Here is an 18,214-nt window from a genome sequence, read left to right on the forward strand (position 1 = left end):
TGGGTGCCTTACTCGATCCCGAGCTTGGCCTTGACGATCTCGTTCACCGCCTGCGGGTTGGCCTTGCCGCCCGTCTGCTTCATGACCTGACCGACGAACCAGCCGGCAAGCGTCGGCTTCGCCTTCGCCTGCTCCACCTTATCGGGATTGGCCGCGATCACCGCATCGACCGCCGTCTCGATGGCGCCGGTGTCGGTGACCTGCTTCATGCCGCGCGCCTCGACAACCTCCTTCGGCGAGCCGCCTTCGGTCCACACGATCTCGAAGAGGTCCTTGGCGATCTTGCCGGAAATCGTCTTGTCGGCGATGAGGTCGACGATCTCGCCAAGCTGTTCGGCCGACATCGGACTGGAGGCGATGTCCTTGCCGTCCTTGTTGAGGCGGGCGAAGAAATCGTTGGTCATCCAGTTGGCGGCAAGCTTGGCGTCGCGCCCCTTGGCGACCTTCTCGAAAAAGTCGGCCGAGGACTGCTCCAGCGTCAGCACCATCGCGTCATAGGGCGTCACGCCATAGTCGGCTATGAAGCGGGCCTTCTTGTCGTCCGGCAGCTCCGGCAGCGCCGAGGCAAGCTCATCGACGAACGCCTGCGTGAATTCAAGCGGCAGAAGGTCGGGATCGGGGAAGTAGCGGTAGTCGTGCGCTTCTTCCTTGGACCGCATCGAGCGGGTCACGCCCTCGCGCGGATCGAACAGCCGCGTTTCCTGGTCGATGGTACCGCCGTCCTCGATGATGCCGATCTGGCGGCGCGCCTCGTATTCGATCGCCTGACCGGCGAAACGGATCGAGTTGACGTTCTTGATCTCGCAGCGCGTGCCGAACTCGCCGCCGGGCTTGCGCACCGAGACGTTGATGTCGGCGCGCATGGAGCCTTCGTCCATATTGCCGTCGCAGGTGCCGAGATAGCGCAGGATCGTGCGCAGCTTGGTCAGATACGCCTTCGCCTCGTCGGAGCAGCGCAGATCCGGCTTGGAGACGATCTCCATCAGCGCGACGCCCGAGCGGTTGAGGTCGACGAAGGACATCGTCGGGTGCTGGTCGTGGATCGACTTGCCGGCGTCCTGTTCCAGGTGCAGACGCTCGATGCCGACCTCCACCGTCTCGCCCGGCATGTCGAGGATCACGGTCCCCTCGCCCACGATCGGCTGCTTGAACTGGCTGATCTGGTAGCCCTGCGGCAGGTCCGGATAAAAATAGTTCTTCCGGTCGAAGACGGACTTGAGATTAATTTCCGCCTTGAGGCCAAGCCCCGTGCGCACCGCCTGCTTGATGCATTCTTCGTTGATCACCGGTAGCATGCCCGGCATCGCCGCGTCGACAAGGGAAACATGCGCGTTTGGCGCCCCGCCGTATTCCGCGCTGGCGCCGGAAAACAGCTTCGAATTGGAGACCACCTGCGCATGGACTTCCATGCCGATGATCACCTCCCAGTCGCCGGTGGCGCCGTTGATGAATTTTTTCGGATCGGGCGTGCGGGTATCGATAAGGGACATGGGAACCTGAGTTGGTCGGTCGGAAACGTCAGACCTGTTCAATGGTTCGGAACGCCCGCGTCGTCAAGACCGGCCGTCGATGACAGCCGGTCTTCGAGATCAATGATCGCCGGAAATCCGGTCTGTCACGGCGAGCAGAACGGCCGAGACGACGAAGACCATGTGAATGCCGACAAGCCAGCCAAGCTGCGTCCAGTCGGAGCCGGGCTGAAGGTTCATGAAGGCCTTCAGCACCTGGATTGCCGAAATGGCCACGATCGAGCCCATCAGCTTCTGTTTCAGGCCGGCGAAATCGATCCGGGACATCCATTCCGGCCAGCCCGGATGTTCCTCCGGATCGATCTTCGCCACGAAATTCTCGTATCCGGAGAAGACGACGATGAGCAGCAGGCTGCAGGTCAGCGTCAGGTCGATAAGCGCAAGGATGCCGAGGATGATGTCGCTTTCCTTCGATCCCGCGCTGTGGGTGACAAAATGGAAGAGCTCGACGCCGAAGTGGTAGAGCAGCACCAGGGCCGCCACCAGCAGGCCGATATAGAAGGGCGCGAGGATCCAGCGGCTGAAGAAGATGATGCGTTCAACGGATTTTTCGATCACGGACCGGCTCCCGGTAAAGGCGACTTGGGCGGCAGCTAAGGCAATGCGTCGGGTGCACCGCCGCATGCTTCTACCCTGCTGATTCGGGATATTTTCTGGCACAGACCTGCGACAGCCGCCAGCGGCAACGAGCCGTGGCGCGGCCCATGCGGCGATCCGTCATAAGCGCCGATGACGGCCCGACTTCAGACGTGCACGTCATCACGGCCAGGAGGAATTCCTCCGACCGCTTCGCAGCTCAATCGCGCGCAGGTCTCAGCCCTTCACCACCACTTTTCAGCGGTGAAATGCCCTGCCGCCTGCTCGATCACGGTGCCGAGCTTGAAGAGGGTCGCCTCGTCGAAGGGACGGCCGATGAGCTGGAGGCCGAGCGGGAGGCCCTCGCCGGAAAGCCCGGCGGGAACGGCGATGCCCGGCAGGCCGGCCATGTTGACCGTCACGGTGAAGACGTCGTTGAGATACATCTCGACCGGATCGGCGCCGGCCTTTTCGCCGATGCCGAAGGCCGCCGACGGCGTGGCCGGGGTCAGGATCGCGTCGACGCCCGCATCGAAGCAGAGCTCGAAGTCGCGCTTGATCAGCGTGCGGACCTTCTGCGCCTTGAGATAATAGGCGTCGTAATAGCCGGCCGAGAGCACGTAGGTGCCGATCAGAATGCGGCGCTTGACCTCTTCGCCGAAACCCGCGGCACGCGAGTTCTCGTACATGTCGGCGATGTCGGTGCCCTTCTCGCGCAGGCCGTAGCGCACGCCGTCATAGCGGGCGAGATTGGACGAGGCTTCCGCCGGGGCGACGATGTAATAGGCCGGCAGGGCGTATTTCGTGTGCGGCAGCGAGATGTCGACGATCTCCGCGCCGGCATCCTTCAGCCAGGCGATGCCCTGCTGCCAGAGTCCGTCGATCTCCGCGCTCATGCCGTCGAGCCGGTATTCCTTCGGAATGCCGATCTTGAGGCCCTTCACCGACTGGCCGACAGAGGCCTCGTAGTCGGGCACCTCGATGTCGACCGAGGTCGTATCCTTCAAGTCGACCGACGCCATGGATTTGAGAAGGATCGCCGCATCGCGCACGTCGCGGGCGATCGGGCCGGCCTGGTCGAGCGAGGAGGCGAAGGCGACAACGCCCCAGCGCGAGCAGCGCCCGTAGGTCGGCTTGATGCCGACGGTGCCGGTGAAGGCTGCCGGCTGGCGGATCGAACCGCCGGTGTCGGTCGCCGTCGCGCCGGCGCAAATGCGCGCGGCAACGGCCGCCGCCGAACCGCCCGACGAGCCGCCCGGAACGAGCGCCATGTTGGAGCCGGCCTTGCGCCACGGGCTCTTCACCGGGCCGTAGTAGCTCGTCTCGTTGGACGAACCCATGGCGAACTCGTCCATGTTGAGCTTGCCGAGCATCACCGCGCCGTCGGCCCAGAGGTTCGACGTCACCGTCGATTCATAGGCCGGCTTGAAGCCGTCGAGGATGTGGCTGGCCGCCTGGGTGTGGAAGCCCTCGGTCGCGAAGAGATCCTTGATGCCGAGCGGGATGCCTTCCAGCGCACGCGCCTCGCCAGCGGCGATCTTCGCATCGGAGGCCGCCGCCATCTCCAACGCCTTTTCGGGCATCTCCACCACATAGGCGTTGAGGTCGCGGGCCGCTTCCATGGCCGCGAGATAGGCCTTGGTCAGCTCGGTGGCGGAGAAATCCTTGGCATCGAGCCCCTTGCGGGCCTCGGCGATGGTGAGGGCGGTCAAATCGGTCACGGGCGTGTCCATCAGGGTCGGCGCGCTTCAGGCGCGAAAAAGGCAGAAACAGCGAGGAACGGTCGATTACTCGACCACCTTCGGCACCATGAAGAAATCGTCGTCGGAGACGGGCGCATTGCCCACCACGCTGGCCGGATTGTCGCCATCGGTGACGACATCCTTGCGCCAGCGCATCTTCGTCTCGACGACGGACGTCATCGGCTCGACCCCGGAAACGTCGACCTCGTTGAGATGCTCCACGAAACCGAGGATGGAATTGAGTTCCTCGGTCATGCGGCCTGCTTCTTCCTCGCTCACCTTGATGCGGGCGAGATGGGCGACGCGGCGGACGGTGGCCGTATCAACGGACATGGATGCACGTTCCTTCAAGAGCCGGTTCTGGATTGCGACCGCCGACACGCAAAGGCTTCGGCAATGTCCCTTCGCCCGTGAAACGGCGAAGGGAATGGCTCATTGCTCAAAGGCCGGCGCGGCAGTCACAACGAATATCGCTGTGCCTATAGCAGAGGGAAAAGCGCCGCGCCAACGGGGGAATTTCCCCGCCTGTCTCAAACCGAGATCGTATCGCCGGGCTTGAGCACCTTCACCTTGCCGGCATCCGCCCCCATGGCGGTGACGAACTCGTCCGCCGTCGCCGCAATATAGGGCACGAACGAGGCATAGTGGCAGGGAAGAATGGTCTCGAAGTCGAAGAAGCGCTTGCAGGCGAGTGCGGCCACCTTGCCGCCCATGGTGAAGCGGTCGCCGATCGGAACGAGGCCGATCTTCGGCCCATGAATCTCGTCGATCAGCGCCATGTCGCCGAAAATGTCGGTGTCGCCCATGTGGTAGAGCGTCTTCTCGCCCGGCGCCTTGATGATGACGCCATTCGAATGGCCAAGCGACTGCGAAACCCCATCTTCCAGGACGGCGGCGGAATGCAGTGCATTGACGAGCGTCACCGTGAAAGCGCCCTGATCCGTCGTCCCGCCCGTGTTCATCGGGTCGAGCTTCTCCAGTCCCTTTGAACCGAGCCAGGAACAAAGATCGGCGTTGGTGACGACCTTGGCCCCGGTCTTCTGCGCGATCTGGACCGTGTCGCCCACGTGATCGCTGTGACCGTGCGTCAAAACGATGTGGGTCACGCCCCGCGAAGCCGTCTCGACATCGGAGGGAAAGGACGGATTTCCGGTGAAGAAGGGGTCGAGCAGGATGATGGTGTCCGCGATTTCAACGCGAAAGGCCGAATGTCCAAACCAGGTCAGCTTCATGGCTTCGGTTCTCCAATGTGGTTGCCGGTTAGATAGGCTGCCGTTCGGCCAAGGCCAACCGCTTCCTCATCACTCAACTGTGCGATAGCGCTTTGCCGTATCGCGATTCGTCGCATTCGTGCTAGATTGTGCATTGCAGCATTACCGTTCTGCGACACGGCAGGGAGCGGCGCGATGAACCTCAGTCCATTCTGGCCGGACTTTTTCGGCCTCGGCGACGGCGGCGGAAACACATTCAACACCCGCTTCGGCGTCACCGACAGCAACCGGCAGAATTTCCTGCCCGTCACCAGTTTTCTCTCGCCGACGGTCGTCAATTACAACGACTATCAGGGCGATACGCGCATCGAGGAACGCGTGATTTCCGATGTGGCGAGCTTCGGCAAGCAGCTCGGCATCGTCACGGAGGCGCTGCTGGCCGTCATCGACAGCGACGACGATGGCGAGAAATTCGACCGGCTGCGCCATCTGGTCGCCCGCGTGGAGGAGATCAAGCAGCGCTGCCAGCGCTCCGACGAGGAACGAGCCAAGGACGCTTTCGAGAAGTTGCTGAAGTCGGACGGAAAGCGCGCCAGGCAGTTGCTTGAAGCGCTCCAGGCCGAATGGGCAGATCGGCCCGCGAGCGTCTGACGAGATCCCGGCCTGGACCAAACAATTGGATGGAGCCGAGGCGACATGCTAGATCGACGGCATGTCAGCGCCCTCGCCTCTTTCCTTCGATGAGTTCCTCGCCCGTCTCGGCCTCGATGACCGCCTGCTCGGTCTCGATCTCGGCACCAAGACCATCGGCCTTGCCCTTTCCGATGTCGGCCGCCGCATTGCCTCGCCGCTGGAGACGATCGCGCGCAAGAAATTCACCATCGACGCGGAAAAGCTGCTGGCGATCGCGGCCAAACAGGGAGTGGGTGGCCTCGTTCTCGGGCTGCCGGTCAACATGGACGGCTCGGAAGGCCCGCGCGTCCAGTCGACCCGCGCCTTTGTGCGCAACCTTGCGCCACTGACCTCGCTGCCAATCACCTTCTGGGACGAGCGCCTGTCGACGACGGCGGTCACGCGCACCCTGCTCGATGCCGACGCCTCGCGCCGGCGGCGCGGAGAGCTTGTCGACAAGATGGCCGCCGCCTTCATCCTGCAGGGATTTCTGGACCGAATTCATCTCGCCGAACGCAGCGACGACCCACGGCGGCTGTTCTGAAAACGTCGCCTTCCGGCAGCGGCAGGCAAGAAAACCGTGGATGGTCCGCCCGCCCGGGCCTTGCCCCGTTCCTTTGTGCCCCACGGGCCCTTGCGGCACTGGCCGGCGTCACCTAAAAGGCACGCTTTAATGACACCGCAACGCGACCCCGCCCTGCCGACCTTCGCCCGCAAGCACCTGCTCGGGATCGACGGTCTTTCGCCCCACGAAATCAACGATCTGCTCGACCGGGCCGAGGCTCATGTCGAAATCGGCCGGCAGGTCTCCAAAAAGCTCGACACCCTGCGCGGGCGAACGCAGATCAACCTCTTCTTCGAGGCCTCGACGCGGACGCAGTCGTCCTTCGAGCTTGCCGGCAAGCGCCTCGGCGCCGACGTCATGAACATGTCGGTTGCCTCCTCGTCGGTGAAGAAGGGTGAAACGCTCATCGACACGGCGATGACTCTCAATGCCATGCACCCGGACATCATCGTCGTGCGCCATCACGCCGCCGGCGCTGTCGCCCTGCTCGCCCAGAAGGTCAGCTGCTCGGTGGTGAACGCCGGCGATGGCGCGCACGAGCATCCGACGCAGGCCCTGCTCGACGCCCTGACGATCCGCCGGCACAAGGGCAAGATCGCCCGCCTCACGGTGGCGATCTGCGGCGACGTGCTGCATTCGCGCGTCGCCCGCTCCAACATCCTGCTGCTGACGGCGCTCGACGCCCGTGTCCGCCTTGTCGGTCCGACGACACTGGTTCCCCCTGCCTTCCGCGACCTCGGCATCGAGGTGACGACGGACATGAAGGCGGGCCTGAAGGACGCCGACATCGTCATGATGCTGCGCCTCCAGCGCGAGAGGATGCAGGGCTCCTTCGTGCCGTCCGTGCGCGAATATTTCCGCTACTACGGCCTCGATCAGGAAAAGCTCGCCTATGCGAAGCCGGATGCGCTCGTGATGCATCCGGGGCCGATGAACCGCGGCGTGGAGATCGATCCGGCGATTGCCGACGGCCCGCAAAGCCTCATCCGCGAACAGGTCGAGATGGGCGTCGCCGTCCGCATGGCCGTGCTCGACGCCGTCGCGCGCAATCTTCCGAACGCATGAGGCCCCCCATGCACCCGAAAAGTGGAAGCCGGTTCTCGGTCCGGTGTATGGGCCGGTGTATGGGAAAGACAAGCCGATGAATGCCATGCGCAAGGAACCGGTGGCGACCGCCCCGCTTGTCATCGAGAACGCCCGCATCATCGATCCGTCCCGCAATCTGGACGAGATCGGCTCGGTGATCGTCGCCGACGGCGTCATTCTGGCCTCGGGCGCCGGCGCCAAGGGTCAGGGCGCGCCGGACGGCGCAACCATTGTCGACGCCAAGGGCGCCGTCGTTGCGCCGGGCCTCGTCGACATGCGCGTCTTCGTCGGCGAACCGGGCTTCGACCACCGCGAAACCTTCGCTTCCGCCAGCAAGGCGGCGGCGGCCGGCGGCATCACCACCATGGTGACGCAGCCCGACACCGACCCGATCATCGACGATCCGGCCCTCGTCGACTTCGTGCTGCGACGGGCGCGCGACACCGCGATCGTCCGCATTCATCCGATGGCGGCCCTCACCAAGGGGCAGAGCGGCCACGAGATGACCGAGTTCGGCCTCTTGCAGGAAGCCGGCGCCGTCGCCTTCTCGTCCGGCCGACATACCGTGACGAATGCGCAGGTGATGCGCCGCGCGCTGACCTATGCCCGCGATTTCGGCGCCACCGTCGTCCACAATCCCGAGGACCCGGACCTTGTCGGCACCGGCGTGATGCATCTTGGCACCCTGTCGACCCTGCTCGGCCTGCCCGGCATTCCAACCGAGGCCGAAACCGTCATGCTGGCCCGCGACCTGCGTCTGGCGCGCCTCGCCCAGGGCACCTATCACGCGGCGCAATTGTCGACGACGGAATCGGTCGCGCTGATGCGCTGGGCCAAGCAGGAAGGCATCTCGGCAACGGCCGCCGTCTCCGCCGCCCACGTCAGCCTCAACGAGAACGACATCGGCGCCTACCGCACCTTCTTCAAGATGTCGCCGCCGCTGCGCGCCGAAGAGGACCGGCAGGCGCTGGTCGCGGGGCTCGCAGACGGCACCATCGACATCCTCGTCTCAAGCCACGATCCGCAGGACGTGGAGATGAAGCGCCAGCCCTTCGCCGAGGCCGCCGACGGCTGCGTTGGCCTCGAAACGCTGCTCTCCGCAGGGCTGCGCCTTGTCCACAACGGCGATCTGACGCTGATGCGCCTGATCGAGGCGACCTCGACCCGGCCAGCCGCGCTGCTCGGTCTTGAAGCAGGCACCCTGAAGCCGGGCCAGCCCGCCGACATCGTCATGATCGACCCGGACATGCCGTGGGTTCTGAGCGAGGAGAACATCATCTCCCGCTCCAAGAACAGCGCCTTCGAGGGTGCGCGCTTTTCCGGCAAGGTCATTGCGACCTACGTCGGCGGTAGCCAGGTCTTCGGCGCGTAAGGCGCCGGCGGGCGAGGCGCCAAGGCTTCCCTAGATGACCGGCCTAGACGACCGGCACGCCGATCAGCGCAAGGTGCAGTCTGGCAACGAAGAGCCCGTAGACGACAAGCGCCAGCACAACGGCCAGAACGTCGTATTTCACAGGTCCGGGCTTGGGCAGGACGACGCCCGGGCGGCGCTTGAGCGCGATGCGGTCGACGACGGCCCATGCCAGGAAGGCGCCGAACAGCAGGATCGAGGCAAGATCCCCGTTCGCCAGCAGATGCCCGAAAGCCCACAGCTTGATGCCGGCCAGCATGGGATGCTTCAGCATCGGCTTCAGCTTGCCCGGCGGCAGCAGGCTGACGGCAATCGCGATGAACGCCAGCAGAACCAGCAGCATCGTGATGTGACGGCCCCAGGACGGCGGATCATAGACCGCGATCGGATCCTGACGGGCGAGACCGAAGCCATAGATGATGAGACCAAGGCCAATGAACGAGACGACCGAATAGAGGCCTCTCCACGGCATTTCGCCGATGCGGGCCACCAATCCGTCCCGCATGGCGGGCGAGACGATCCGCAAGGAATGCACGGCAAAGAAAACGACGAGGCCCAGGATCAAGATCGCCATTGCTCACCCCTTCAAGGCGCCGCTGCGGCAGTCGCAAGGACGGCGAAAATGATCGCCATGAGTGCGATCTCAACACCAGTTGCCACAATGGCAGGACTTTCGTATCGAATGCGGCAAGCGTTTGCAAATCACCGTCACTTTTGACAACGTAACCATACAAATCGTTGGCCAAAAAGAACGTTCGGCGGCAATCACGGGGGGGTCCGGTGCCGGAGTATTGGGTCATTGCCGTTCAATGGCGGCTCATCGTGGCAGGCCTTCTCGGCGGCTATCTGCTCGGGTCGATTCCCTTTGGCTATCTCTTCACCCGCCTGGCAGGACTGGGAGATATCCGCTCTATTGGTTCGGGCAACATCGGCGCGACGAACGTTCTGAGGACGGGACGAAAGGGCCTGGCGCTGGCAACCGTCCTGGCGGACGGCCTGAAAGGCACCCTAGCCGTCCTGATTGCCATGCAGTTCGGCCCGATCGCTGCGGTCTCCGCCGGAATGGGCGCCTTTCTCGGCCACCTCTTTCCGGTCTGGCTGAAGTTTCGCGGCGGCAAGGGCGTTGCAACCTATATTGGAATCCTGCTGGGCCTCTATCCGCCGGCAGTCCTCGTCTTTGCCGCCATCTGGATTCTGGTCGCCTACCTCACCCGCTATTCCTCGCTCGCCGCCCTGCTCGCAACGCTCGCGACGCCGGCCGTGCTCTGGAGCTTCGACAAGCCCCTGCTCGCCTTGCTGTTCGTTGCCCTCACGGCCCTCGTCTACATCCGGCACTGGCAGAACATCATCCGGCTCATGGCCGGGACGGAGAGCAGGATCGGCGCCAAGAAGACATGAGCGCCGGCGGCCCCATCCAGTTGACCGACGCTCAGCGTCTCGCCTGGCTGAGGCTGATTCGCAGCGAGAACATCGGGCCTGCGACCTTTCGTGAACTGCTCAATCATTTCGGCTCGGCAGGCACCGCCCTTGAGGAGCTGCCGAAACTGTCGCGGCGCGGCGGCGCAACGCGAAGGCTGAGGATCGCCACCCTCGACGAGGCCGAGCGCGAACTCCAGCGGACACGCGATGCCGGCGCCGACATCGTGGCTCTCGGCGAGGCCGCCTACCCCGAACACCTGGCGCGGATCGACGCCCCTCCTCCCCTCCTGACCCTTCGCGGCAATGGCCCCGGCCTTGCCCGTCGCCCGACCGTCGCCATCGTCGGCGCCCGCAACGCGTCCGTCGCGGGCAGGAAGATGGCCGAGCGCATCGCCTCCGGGCTGGAAGCCTCCGGCTATGTCGTCGTCTCCGGCCTTGCCCGCGGCATCGACGCGGCCGCTCACGGCGCGGCCCTCAGGGGCGGTACGGTCGGCGTCATCGCCGGCGGCATCGATCACGTCTACCCGGAAGAAAACCGCGACCTTTATGCCCGCATCGTCGCAAGTGGCGGCGCCATCCTGACGGAAATGCCCCATGGCTGGATGCCTCGCGCACAGGATTTTCCGCGCCGCAACCGTCTGATTTCCGGGATGTCGCTCGGTGTGGTGGTGATCGAGGCTGCCGAACGGTCCGGTTCGCTGCATACCGCCCGTTTCGCGCTGGACCAGGGCCGCGAAGTCATGGCCGTTCCCGGTTCGCCGCTCGATCCGCGCAGCGCCGGCACCAACTCGCTCATCCGGGCCGGCGCCGTCTTGATCCGCTCGGAGGCCGACGTCATCGAGGCGCTCACCCCGATGATCGGACGCGCCATGCCGGTCTCAAGAAGCGAGAGAACGGCCATCCGCGAAGGCGGGCCGGCCGCAGGTGAGGACGCCGACATTCGCGAGGCCGAGCGCGCCATCGTGACCGAGGCGCTTGGACCGAGCCCGGTCGAAATCGACGAGATCATCCGGATGACCGGACTGCCCGCGTCAAGCGTTCAGCTGATTCTCATCGAACTGGAGATTGCCGGACGGCTGGAGCGGCACGGAAATGGCCGCCTCGTGTCATTGCAGTAGGCCGCGGCAGTACGCGCAGGTCGGACTGCAATCCCTGATTATATTTCCACACAACAAACTTTTTGGTTGAATAGAAAAGTCGCCCAACCTATCCTCCACGCATGGGTTGTGTATCCATTTTTATCTACCCAGAGTCAATATGACCGGATAGTGGGCGAGCGCAAGGCGCGACAGGTCTCACGTGGGCGCATGGTCATGCAGGGGCTGACATGAGCATCGACAATCTTGGCAACCGCAAGCCATCGCTGCGTCTTGATCGCAGGATCGGCCCAACAAATGGCACGGGCGCAGCTGGAATCGGGGCCTCCGGGATGGGCAACCGGAATTCGCGCCCTGCACTGATGGCAACGGCCGCGATTGCCCGTGTGATCGGCCGCTGGTCGCTGCAGCAAACGATAGCCCCCTTGCATCCGCCGCGCGGCAAGGAAGACGGCGACTCGACATCCAGCGCGGATCTGTCGACTGGGTCGACTGGCACCGGCCGGGACAAGTGGACGACAGCCTTCAAGGCGTTGCGTGCCTACAAGGATTTCATCAACCCGCAGACGTGGAACGCCATTCTTCGGCTCTCGGCCCAGAACGCGGACAACACCGAACTGAAGTATCGCCTGGCCGACCGGATCGCCGAACTCGCCGCATCCGCGCAATCGCGCCGGGACTACGCCGAACAGGACCGCGCGATGCACGCCGAAACCCACGTTTTCAGCGTGCGGGCCGGCATTCTTCTCGGCGCGATCGGCGAGGAACTCGTCGCTGCTACGATCAACCGGCTCTTCGCGGGCGGCGAAGCCGACGAGCAGGACTCCACACCGCCGGACCAGGCGAATGGCATGATCCGGGACGCCGTGTTGAAAATGCCGGACCTGATCCTGTTTTGCCCGGCCGCCAGGCTGAGCCAGTCGCATCGCGACTACCTGATCTTCGCCTCGCGCCTGCGCCACTTTGGCTGCGGCGATCAGGAAACGGTCGCCAGGGCCCTGTCTTCTCTCGTCTATGATGACGGCCAGGCGGCAGTGAGGCTGCCCCACGCGGACAATCGATATGGCGACCTGCTGTCCTCCGCGTTTCAAAGCGGCTTTCGGACCTGCTTCTGGTCGGTGCGGCAAGCGGTCGAGCAGCTGGATCAAATCCGTCTCGGCGATCCACTTGCGGCCGCGCTGTTCTCCGCACCCGACCTCCTGCCCGTCATGCGCACCTTCGAGGACAGCAGCTGCCTCCAGGCGATGGATTTGGCACGGACCTGACAGCTGATGACCGTCGGCGGCTCTGTCCGGATGGTCGGCGGTTCGCTTTGGCGCCTGCGCGGCGGTAAGCCGCAAACCAGACGAGGAGACACAGGCGCACTTCTAACGCCGTTTGCGTTCGTCCGGCCTGTTCTGTTGACGCATCTGCGTGAGGGCTCCTGTCGCCTCTTCCCGGGCCATCGAAAGCAGATACGCAAGCATCGGAAGCCCGGACGTTCGGGCAATTTGAGCCAGTTCGCCGCTGAGTTGCGCGATATAGTGCAGCTGGGCCGCACTGTCCCTGCCCTCAATGGCCAGAGGGACATCGCCGTCGGCCGGCGAAGGATCATGAGGGTTCGCAGTCACGACACAACCTTAAATTTATTGGAACTTATATTCTCCTTATAGGAGCATAAGACATTTGAGGTTGAAAGAAACATTTGAACATATCTGAAGTTGAGAAAAACGGCAGGCTTCGCCCCGGCCGATTGGCAAGCCTGCGACAGCATCATGCATCGGGTCTTGCATCTGCGTGCCGAAACCATCACTTTCCGGCGTCAGACTCCGGTCGCCCGTCAGGCGGCCACCGCTTCTCCAGCCAATCGGATTTCGATGAACGTCGTCGTTGTGGAATCGCCCGCCAAGGCCAAGACAATCAATAAATATCTGGGTTCGGGCTACCAGGTGCTCGCCTCCTATGGCCACGTGCGAGATCTGCCGGCCAAGGACGGATCGGTCGATCCGGAGCACGATTTCGCGATGACCTGGGAGGTCGACGGCAAGTCCAACAAGCGCATTTCCGACATCGCCAATGCGGTCAAGGACGCCGACACGCTGATTCTCGCCACCGACCCGGATCGCGAGGGCGAGGCCATCTCCTGGCATCTGATCGAGGTGCTGGCGAAGAAGCGGGTGCTGAAAGACAAGAAGATCGAGCGCGTTGTCTTCAACGCGATTACCAAGCAGTCGGTGCTGGAGGCCATGGCCAATCCGCGCCAGCTCGACGAGCCGCTGGTGGAGGCCTATCTCGCCCGCCGTGCGCTCGACTATCTGGTCGGCTTCACCCTCTCCCCGGTGCTCTGGCGCAAGCTGCCGGGCGCCCGCTCGGCCGGACGCGTGCAGTCGGTGGCCCTTCGGCTCATCTGCGACCGCGAGGCCGAGATCGAGACCTTCAAGCCCCAGGAATACTGGTCGATCATCGCCAGGCTGAAGACGGCGGCCGGCGAACCCTTCGAGGCTCGCATCGCCGAATATGCCGGCAAGAAGCTGACGCGCCTCGATGTCGGCACCGAAGCCGAGGCGATGGAGATCAAGCGTCACCTGGAGGCGGCGAGCCTGACGGTGGCGAGCGTCGAATCGCGGCCCCAGAAGCGTAATCCCTACGCCCCTTTCACCACCTCCACGCTGCAGCAGGAGGCCTCGCGCAAGCTCGGCCTCTCCGCCCAGCGCACGATGCAGATCGCGCAGCGTCTCTATGAGGGTGTCGACATCGGCGGCGAGACGGCCGGTCTCATTACCTATATGCGAACCGACGGCGTCCAGATTGCCCCCGAGGCCGTCGGCGCGGCCCGCAAGCTGATCGGCAACGACTATGGCGCGCGCTACCTGCCGGAAAAGCCGCGCTTTTATTCCACCAAGGCCAAGAACGCCCAGGAGGCTCACGAGGCGATCCGTCCGACCGACGTCTTCCGTCTGCCGAAGGCCGTCGCCAAATTCCTGGAGCCGGAACAGGCCAAGCTTTACGAACTGATCTGGAAGCGCACCATCGCCAGCCAGATGCAGTCGGCCGACTTCGAACGCACCACGGTCGATATCGATGCCAGCGCTGGCGGCAAGTCGGCAACGCTCCGCGCCACCGGCTCGGTGATGAAATTCGACGGCTTCCTGACGCTCTATACCGAGTCGCGCGACGACGAGGAGGACGAGGAGGGCAGCCGCCTGCCCGCCATAGCAACCGGCGACAAGCCGCAGCGCGAGTCGGTGGAGGCTGCCCAGCATTTCACCGAGCCGCCGCCACGCTACACCGAGGCGACGCTGGTCAAGAAGATGGAAGAGCTCGGCATCGGCCGCCCGTCGACCTATGCCGCGACGCTCGCCACCCTGCGCGACCGTGAATATGTCGAGATCGACAAGAAACGCCTCATCCCGCAGGACAAGGGCCGCCTCGTCACGTCCTTCCTGGAGAGCTTCTTCGAGCGCTATGTGGAGTTCGACTTCACGGCCGCGCTGGAAGAAAAGCTCGACCGGATTTCCGCTGGCGAGCTCGATTGGCGCGAGGTGCTGCGGGAGTTCTGGAAGGACTTCTCGGCCCATGTCGACGGGGTCAAGGATCTGCGCGTATCGCAGGTGCTCGACGCCCTTAACGAGATGCTCGGGCCGCACGTCTTCCCGGCCAAGGCCGATGGCACCGATCCGCGCCTTTGCCCGACCTGCGGCTCCGGCCAGCTCTCGCTGAAGCTCGGCAAGTTCGGCGCCTTCATCGGCTGCTCCAACTATCCCGAATGCCGCTACACGCGCCAGCTCGGCACTAACGGCGAGAATGGCGACGAAGGCGGCGAGACGAGCGACAAGTCGCTCGGCACCGATCCCGTCACCAGTCTGGAAGTTTTCCTGAAGGCCGGCCGCTTCGGCCCCTATATCCAGCTTGGCGAGGGTGAAAAGCCCAAGCGCTCGTCGCTGCCGAAGGGCTGGTCGCCGGCCGACATGGATCTGGAAAAGGCCTTGAGGCTGCTCTCGTTGCCGCGTGAGGTGGGCAGCCATCCGGAGGACGGCGAACCGATCCTCGCCGGTCTTGGCCGCTTCGGACCCTTCGTCCAGCACGGCAAGACCTATGCGAATGTCGAGTCGATCGACGAGGTCTTCACCGTCGGCCTCAACCGCGCGGTTTCGCTGATCGCGGAAAAGCGTGAAAAGGGCGGCCGTGGCCGGTCGACGCCGGCGGCCCTCAAGTCCCTCGGCGATCATCCGGACGGTGGAGCGATCACGGTTCGTGACGGCAAATACGGGCCCTACGTCAACTGGGGCAAGGTCAACGCCACGCTGCCCAAGGGCTCCGATCCGCAGGCCCTGACCGTGGAAGAAGCCCTGAAGCTCATCGCCGAGAAGGCGGGCAAGGGCGGCAAGACGGCGAAGGCGAAGGCCGCTCCGAAAAAGAAGGCGGCTGCGGACGGCGACAAACCGAAGAAGGCGGCCGCCAAGAAGGCACCGGCGAAGAAGAAAGCCGCGAAGACCGCAGAGGCATGAGAAACCGGCGGCGCCGCGCCGCCGGACAGATTTCGCGCATGCCCCGCGACAACGTCCTTTCCTCCCGCTAGTCTTGGCCAAAACCGCCAGACTGGATCGAAATCACATTGGTCAAGAAAATCCGTCCGCCGAAGGCCGACAGCCCGCCCGCGCCAACCCGCGAGGCGGTGCTGCGCTTCATTGCCGAACATCCCACCAAGGGCACCAAGCGCGACATCGCCCGGGCTTTCGACGTCACGGGCGACGCCCGCGTCGAGCTCAAGCGTCTCCTGAAGGAGCTTGAGGGCGAAGGGCTGATCGAGCGCAAGCATCGCCGCATCGCCCTTCCCGGCGCCCTGCCCGACGTCATGGTCTGCGAGGTCATCTCGCGCGATGCCGAGGGCGACATCTTCGCCGAGCCGGTGAAGTGGGACGAGGAAGAAAACGGCCCGCCGCCGAAGCTGCTCGTGATCGTGCCGAAGGTGAAGCGCGGCGGCGACCGCGTGCCCGGCATCGGCGACAGGATTCTTGCCCGAACGTCCGACTTGCCGCGCGGCTACGAGCATCTCGCCCGCGCCGCCCTGCGTGTCATCAAGCTGCTGGACCGCAAGCCCACCGGCATCGTCGGCGTCTTCAAGAAGACCTCCGGCGGCGGCCGCATCGTTCCCGTCTCGCGCAAGCAGGACGAGATGATCGTCGATCCCGAGCATGCCGGTGACGCCGTCGACGGCGATCTCGTTTCCGTCGAGGTGCATCGCATCGGGCGCTACGGCCTGCCGAGCGCCAAGGTGCGCGAGGTCATCGGCTCGATGAAGTCGGAGCGCGCGGTCTCCATGATCGCGATCCACGCCAACGACATTCCCTATATCTTTCCGCAGGAAGTCCTGGCCGAGGCAGAACAGGCCAAGCCTGCGACCCTGTCCGGAAAGCGCGAGGACTGGCGCGACCTGCCGCTCGTCACCATCGATCCGCCGGACGCCAAGGACCATGACGACGCCGTCCACGGTATGGCCGACCCCGATCCCGCCAATGTCGGCGGCCATATCGTGACCGTCGCGATTGCCGACGTCGGCGCCTATGTCCGTCCCGGAACGGCCCTCGACAAGGAAGCGCTGAAGCGCGGCAACTCGGTCTATTTCCCGGACCGCGTGATCCCAATGCTGCCGGAGCGGATTTCCAACGACCTCTGCTCGCTGCGCGAGGGCGAGGACCGCCCTGCCCTCGCCGTGCGGATGATCTTCGACGCCGACGGCCACAAGAAGAGCCACACCTTCCACCGCATCATGATGCGCTCGGCGGCAAAGCTCGCGTATACGCAGGCGCAGTCCGCCATCGATGGGCACCCGGACGAGAAGACCGCGCCGTTGCTCGATCCGATCCTGAAGCCGCTCTGGGAGGCCTACGCCTGCCTGCATCGCGGACGCAGCGCCCGCGAGCCTCTGGAACTCGACCTGCCCGAGCGCAAGATCGTCCTGAAGCCGGACGGCACGGTCGACCGTGTCGTGATCCCCGAACGCCTCGACGCCCACAAGCTCATCGAAGAGTGCATGATCCAGGCGAATGTCGCGGCGGCGGAAACGCTGGAGCGGCTGAAGAGCCCGCTGGTCTATCGCATCCACGACCAGCCGACGCTCGCCAAGCTGGAATCGCTGCGCGAGTTCCTGTCAACCATGGACCTGAAGCTCGCCAAGCAGGGCAACTTGAGGCCCGGCCAGTTCAACACCATCCTTGCCAAGGCGGCGGGGTCCGAGAACGTCCACCTAGTCAACGAAGTGGTGCTGCGCTCGCAATCGCAGGCCGAATATCACCCGGTCAACATCGGGCATTTCGGCCTCAACCTGCGCCGCTACGCCCATTTCACCTCGCCGATCCGCCGCTATGCCGACCTCATCGTCCATCGGGCGCTGATCCGCGCCCTGAAGCTCGGCGACGACGGCCTGCCGGACGGCATCGAGGAAAGGCTGGAGCGGATCGCGGCGGACATTTCCGCCTGCGAGCGCCGGGCGATGGTGGCCGAGCGCGAGACCATCGACCGGCTTGTCGCCGAATGGCTGTCGGACCAGATCGGCGGCACCTTCCGGGGCCGCATTGCCGGCGTCACCAAGGCTGGATTGTTCGTGAAACTGGAAGGATCGGGCGCGGACGGCTTCGTGCCGGCGTCGACGCTCGGGGCGGACTTCTATGCCTATGATGAGCCGAGCCGTGCCCTTATCGGCAACCGGTCGGGCGAGACCTTCCGTATGGGCGATGTCGTCGACGTGAAGCTCGTGGAGGTCGCCCCGCTGGCGGGCGCCCTGCGCTTCGAGATGCTCTCGAACGGCCGCAAGGGCAAGCCGATCGGCAACCAGCGCTTCGCCAAGCGGGCCGAGCGGCGTGCAAAGACACCGCCCGGGCGATCGCCCAAGACCCGGGGGTGGGCCAGGGGATGAGAAACCTCGCC

Annotated in this window: 15 protein-coding genes; 9 read left to right on the top strand and 6 right to left on the bottom strand. The window is 64.5% G+C overall.

The window, feature by feature from the left end; all coding sequences use genetic code 11:
• Positions 1–8: 8 nt before the first annotated feature.
• The 5 genes from gatB to HDIA_RS14660 all read right to left on the bottom strand — a co-directional run bounded on the left by gatB (position 9) and on the right by HDIA_RS14660 (position 5,079).
• The gene (gatB, locus tag HDIA_RS14640) at positions 9–1,490 is read right to left on the bottom strand and encodes an Asp-tRNA(Asn)/Glu-tRNA(Gln) amidotransferase subunit GatB (protein ID WP_099556838.1); all 1,482 of its coding nucleotides are present in this window, start codon (positions 1,488–1,490) and stop codon (positions 9–11) included.
• Between the two features lie 99 nt (positions 1,491–1,589).
• The gene (locus tag HDIA_RS14645) at positions 1,590–2,084 is read right to left on the bottom strand and encodes a TIGR00645 family protein (protein WP_099558915.1); all 495 of its coding nucleotides are present in this window, start codon (positions 2,082–2,084) and stop codon (positions 1,590–1,592) included.
• A gap of 266 nt (positions 2,085–2,350) precedes the next feature.
• Positions 2,351–3,826, bottom strand: a complete 1,476-nt coding sequence (gene gatA / locus HDIA_RS14650) for an Asp-tRNA(Asn)/Glu-tRNA(Gln) amidotransferase subunit GatA (RefSeq protein ID WP_099558916.1) — start codon at positions 3,824–3,826, stop codon at positions 2,351–2,353.
• Positions 3,827–3,892: 66 nt separating this feature from the next.
• On the bottom strand, positions 3,893–4,180 hold the full coding sequence (gene gatC / locus HDIA_RS14655; RefSeq protein ID WP_099558917.1) for an Asp-tRNA(Asn)/Glu-tRNA(Gln) amidotransferase subunit GatC: 288 nt from the start codon (positions 4,178–4,180) through the stop codon (positions 3,893–3,895).
• A gap of 197 nt (positions 4,181–4,377) precedes the next feature.
• The gene (locus HDIA_RS14660; RefSeq protein ID WP_099556839.1) at positions 4,378–5,079 is read right to left on the bottom strand and encodes a metal-dependent hydrolase; all 702 of its coding nucleotides are present in this window, start codon (positions 5,077–5,079) and stop codon (positions 4,378–4,380) included.
• Positions 5,080–5,253: 174 nt separating this feature from the next.
• Between HDIA_RS14660 and HDIA_RS14665 the strand changes: the two genes are divergently transcribed.
• From HDIA_RS14665 to HDIA_RS14680, 4 genes are all read left to right on the top strand, one after another.
• Positions 5,254–5,709 (top strand): hypothetical protein, encoded by a 456-nt coding sequence (locus tag HDIA_RS14665; RefSeq protein WP_099556840.1) that lies wholly within the window; start codon positions 5,254–5,256, stop codon positions 5,707–5,709.
• A gap of 61 nt (positions 5,710–5,770) precedes the next feature.
• Complete coding sequence (ruvX, locus tag HDIA_RS14670) at positions 5,771–6,274, top strand: Holliday junction resolvase RuvX (protein ID WP_099556841.1); 504 nt, start codon at positions 5,771–5,773, stop codon at positions 6,272–6,274.
• A gap of 129 nt (positions 6,275–6,403) precedes the next feature.
• A complete protein-coding gene (locus tag HDIA_RS14675) occupies positions 6,404–7,360 on the top strand; it encodes an aspartate carbamoyltransferase catalytic subunit (protein WP_099556842.1) in 957 nt (318 codons plus the stop codon).
• A 76-nt stretch (positions 7,361–7,436) separates the two neighbouring features.
• On the top strand, positions 7,437–8,753 hold the full coding sequence (locus HDIA_RS14680) for a dihydroorotase (protein WP_099556843.1): 1,317 nt from the start codon (positions 7,437–7,439) through the stop codon (positions 8,751–8,753).
• 43 nt (positions 8,754–8,796) lie between these two features.
• Here the strand turns inward: HDIA_RS14680 and HDIA_RS14685 are convergent, their stop codons facing one another.
• Positions 8,797–9,366 carry an NnrU family protein gene (locus HDIA_RS14685; RefSeq protein WP_099556844.1) on the bottom strand — a complete coding sequence of 190 codons (570 nt, stop codon included), beginning with the start codon at positions 9,364–9,366 and terminating at the stop codon, positions 8,797–8,799.
• Positions 9,367–9,611: 245 nt separating this feature from the next.
• Here HDIA_RS14685 and plsY point away from each other — a divergent pair, with 245 nt between their 5' ends.
• The 5 genes from plsY (at position 9,612) to rnr (ending at position 18,203) form a co-directional block, all read left to right on the top strand.
• Complete coding sequence (gene plsY / locus HDIA_RS14690) at positions 9,612–10,190, top strand: glycerol-3-phosphate 1-O-acyltransferase PlsY (protein WP_245884295.1); 579 nt, start codon at positions 9,612–9,614, stop codon at positions 10,188–10,190.
• Complete coding sequence (gene dprA / locus HDIA_RS14695) at positions 10,187–11,329, top strand: DNA-processing protein DprA (RefSeq protein WP_099556845.1); 1,143 nt, start codon at positions 10,187–10,189, stop codon at positions 11,327–11,329. Before plsY ends, dprA begins: the two co-directional genes overlap by 4 nt.
• Before the next feature lie 209 nt (positions 11,330–11,538).
• Entirely contained in the window at positions 11,539–12,573 is a 1,035-nt protein-coding gene (locus tag HDIA_RS14700; protein ID WP_099556846.1) for a hypothetical protein, read from the top strand.
• Positions 12,574–13,164: 591 nt separating this feature from the next.
• Entirely contained in the window at positions 13,165–15,795 is a 2,631-nt protein-coding gene (gene topA / locus HDIA_RS14710) for a type I DNA topoisomerase (RefSeq protein ID WP_099558919.1), read from the top strand.
• 107 nt (positions 15,796–15,902) lie between these two features.
• Complete coding sequence (gene rnr / locus HDIA_RS14715; protein WP_245883878.1) at positions 15,903–18,203, top strand: ribonuclease R; 2,301 nt, start codon at positions 15,903–15,905, stop codon at positions 18,201–18,203.
• The last annotated feature ends 11 nt before the right edge of the window (positions 18,204–18,214 follow it).

The organism is Hartmannibacter diazotrophicus (assembly GCF_900231165.1).
In the GTDB taxonomy this organism is placed as follows: domain Bacteria; phylum Pseudomonadota; class Alphaproteobacteria; order Rhizobiales; family Pleomorphomonadaceae; genus Hartmannibacter; species Hartmannibacter diazotrophicus.

Excerpts from the sequence above, each read along its gene's own strand:
- gatB (WP_099556838.1), bottom strand. The coding sequence starts at position 1,490 with ATGTCCCTTATCGATACCCGCACGCCCGATCCGAAAAAATTCATCAAC.
- gatC (WP_099558917.1), bottom strand. The coding sequence starts at position 4,180 with ATGTCCGTTGATACGGCCACCGTCCGCCGCGTCGCCCATCTCGCCCGC.
- HDIA_RS14660 (WP_099556839.1), bottom strand. The coding sequence starts at position 5,079 with ATGAAGCTGACCTGGTTTGGACATTCGGCCTTTCGCGTTGAAATCGCG.
- HDIA_RS14665 (WP_099556840.1), top strand. The coding sequence starts at position 5,254 with ATGAACCTCAGTCCATTCTGGCCGGACTTTTTCGGCCTCGGCGACGGC.
- ruvX (WP_099556841.1), top strand. The coding sequence starts at position 5,771 with ATGTCAGCGCCCTCGCCTCTTTCCTTCGATGAGTTCCTCGCCCGTCTC.
- HDIA_RS14675 (WP_099556842.1), top strand. The coding sequence starts at position 6,404 with ATGACACCGCAACGCGACCCCGCCCTGCCGACCTTCGCCCGCAAGCAC.
- HDIA_RS14680 (WP_099556843.1), top strand. The coding sequence starts at position 7,437 with ATGAATGCCATGCGCAAGGAACCGGTGGCGACCGCCCCGCTTGTCATC.
- HDIA_RS14685 (WP_099556844.1), bottom strand. The coding sequence starts at position 9,366 with ATGGCGATCTTGATCCTGGGCCTCGTCGTTTTCTTTGCCGTGCATTCC.
- dprA (WP_099556845.1), top strand. The coding sequence starts at position 10,187 with ATGAGCGCCGGCGGCCCCATCCAGTTGACCGACGCTCAGCGTCTCGCC.
- HDIA_RS14700 (WP_099556846.1), top strand. The coding sequence starts at position 11,539 with ATGAGCATCGACAATCTTGGCAACCGCAAGCCATCGCTGCGTCTTGAT.
- topA (WP_099558919.1), top strand. The coding sequence starts at position 13,165 with ATGAACGTCGTCGTTGTGGAATCGCCCGCCAAGGCCAAGACAATCAAT.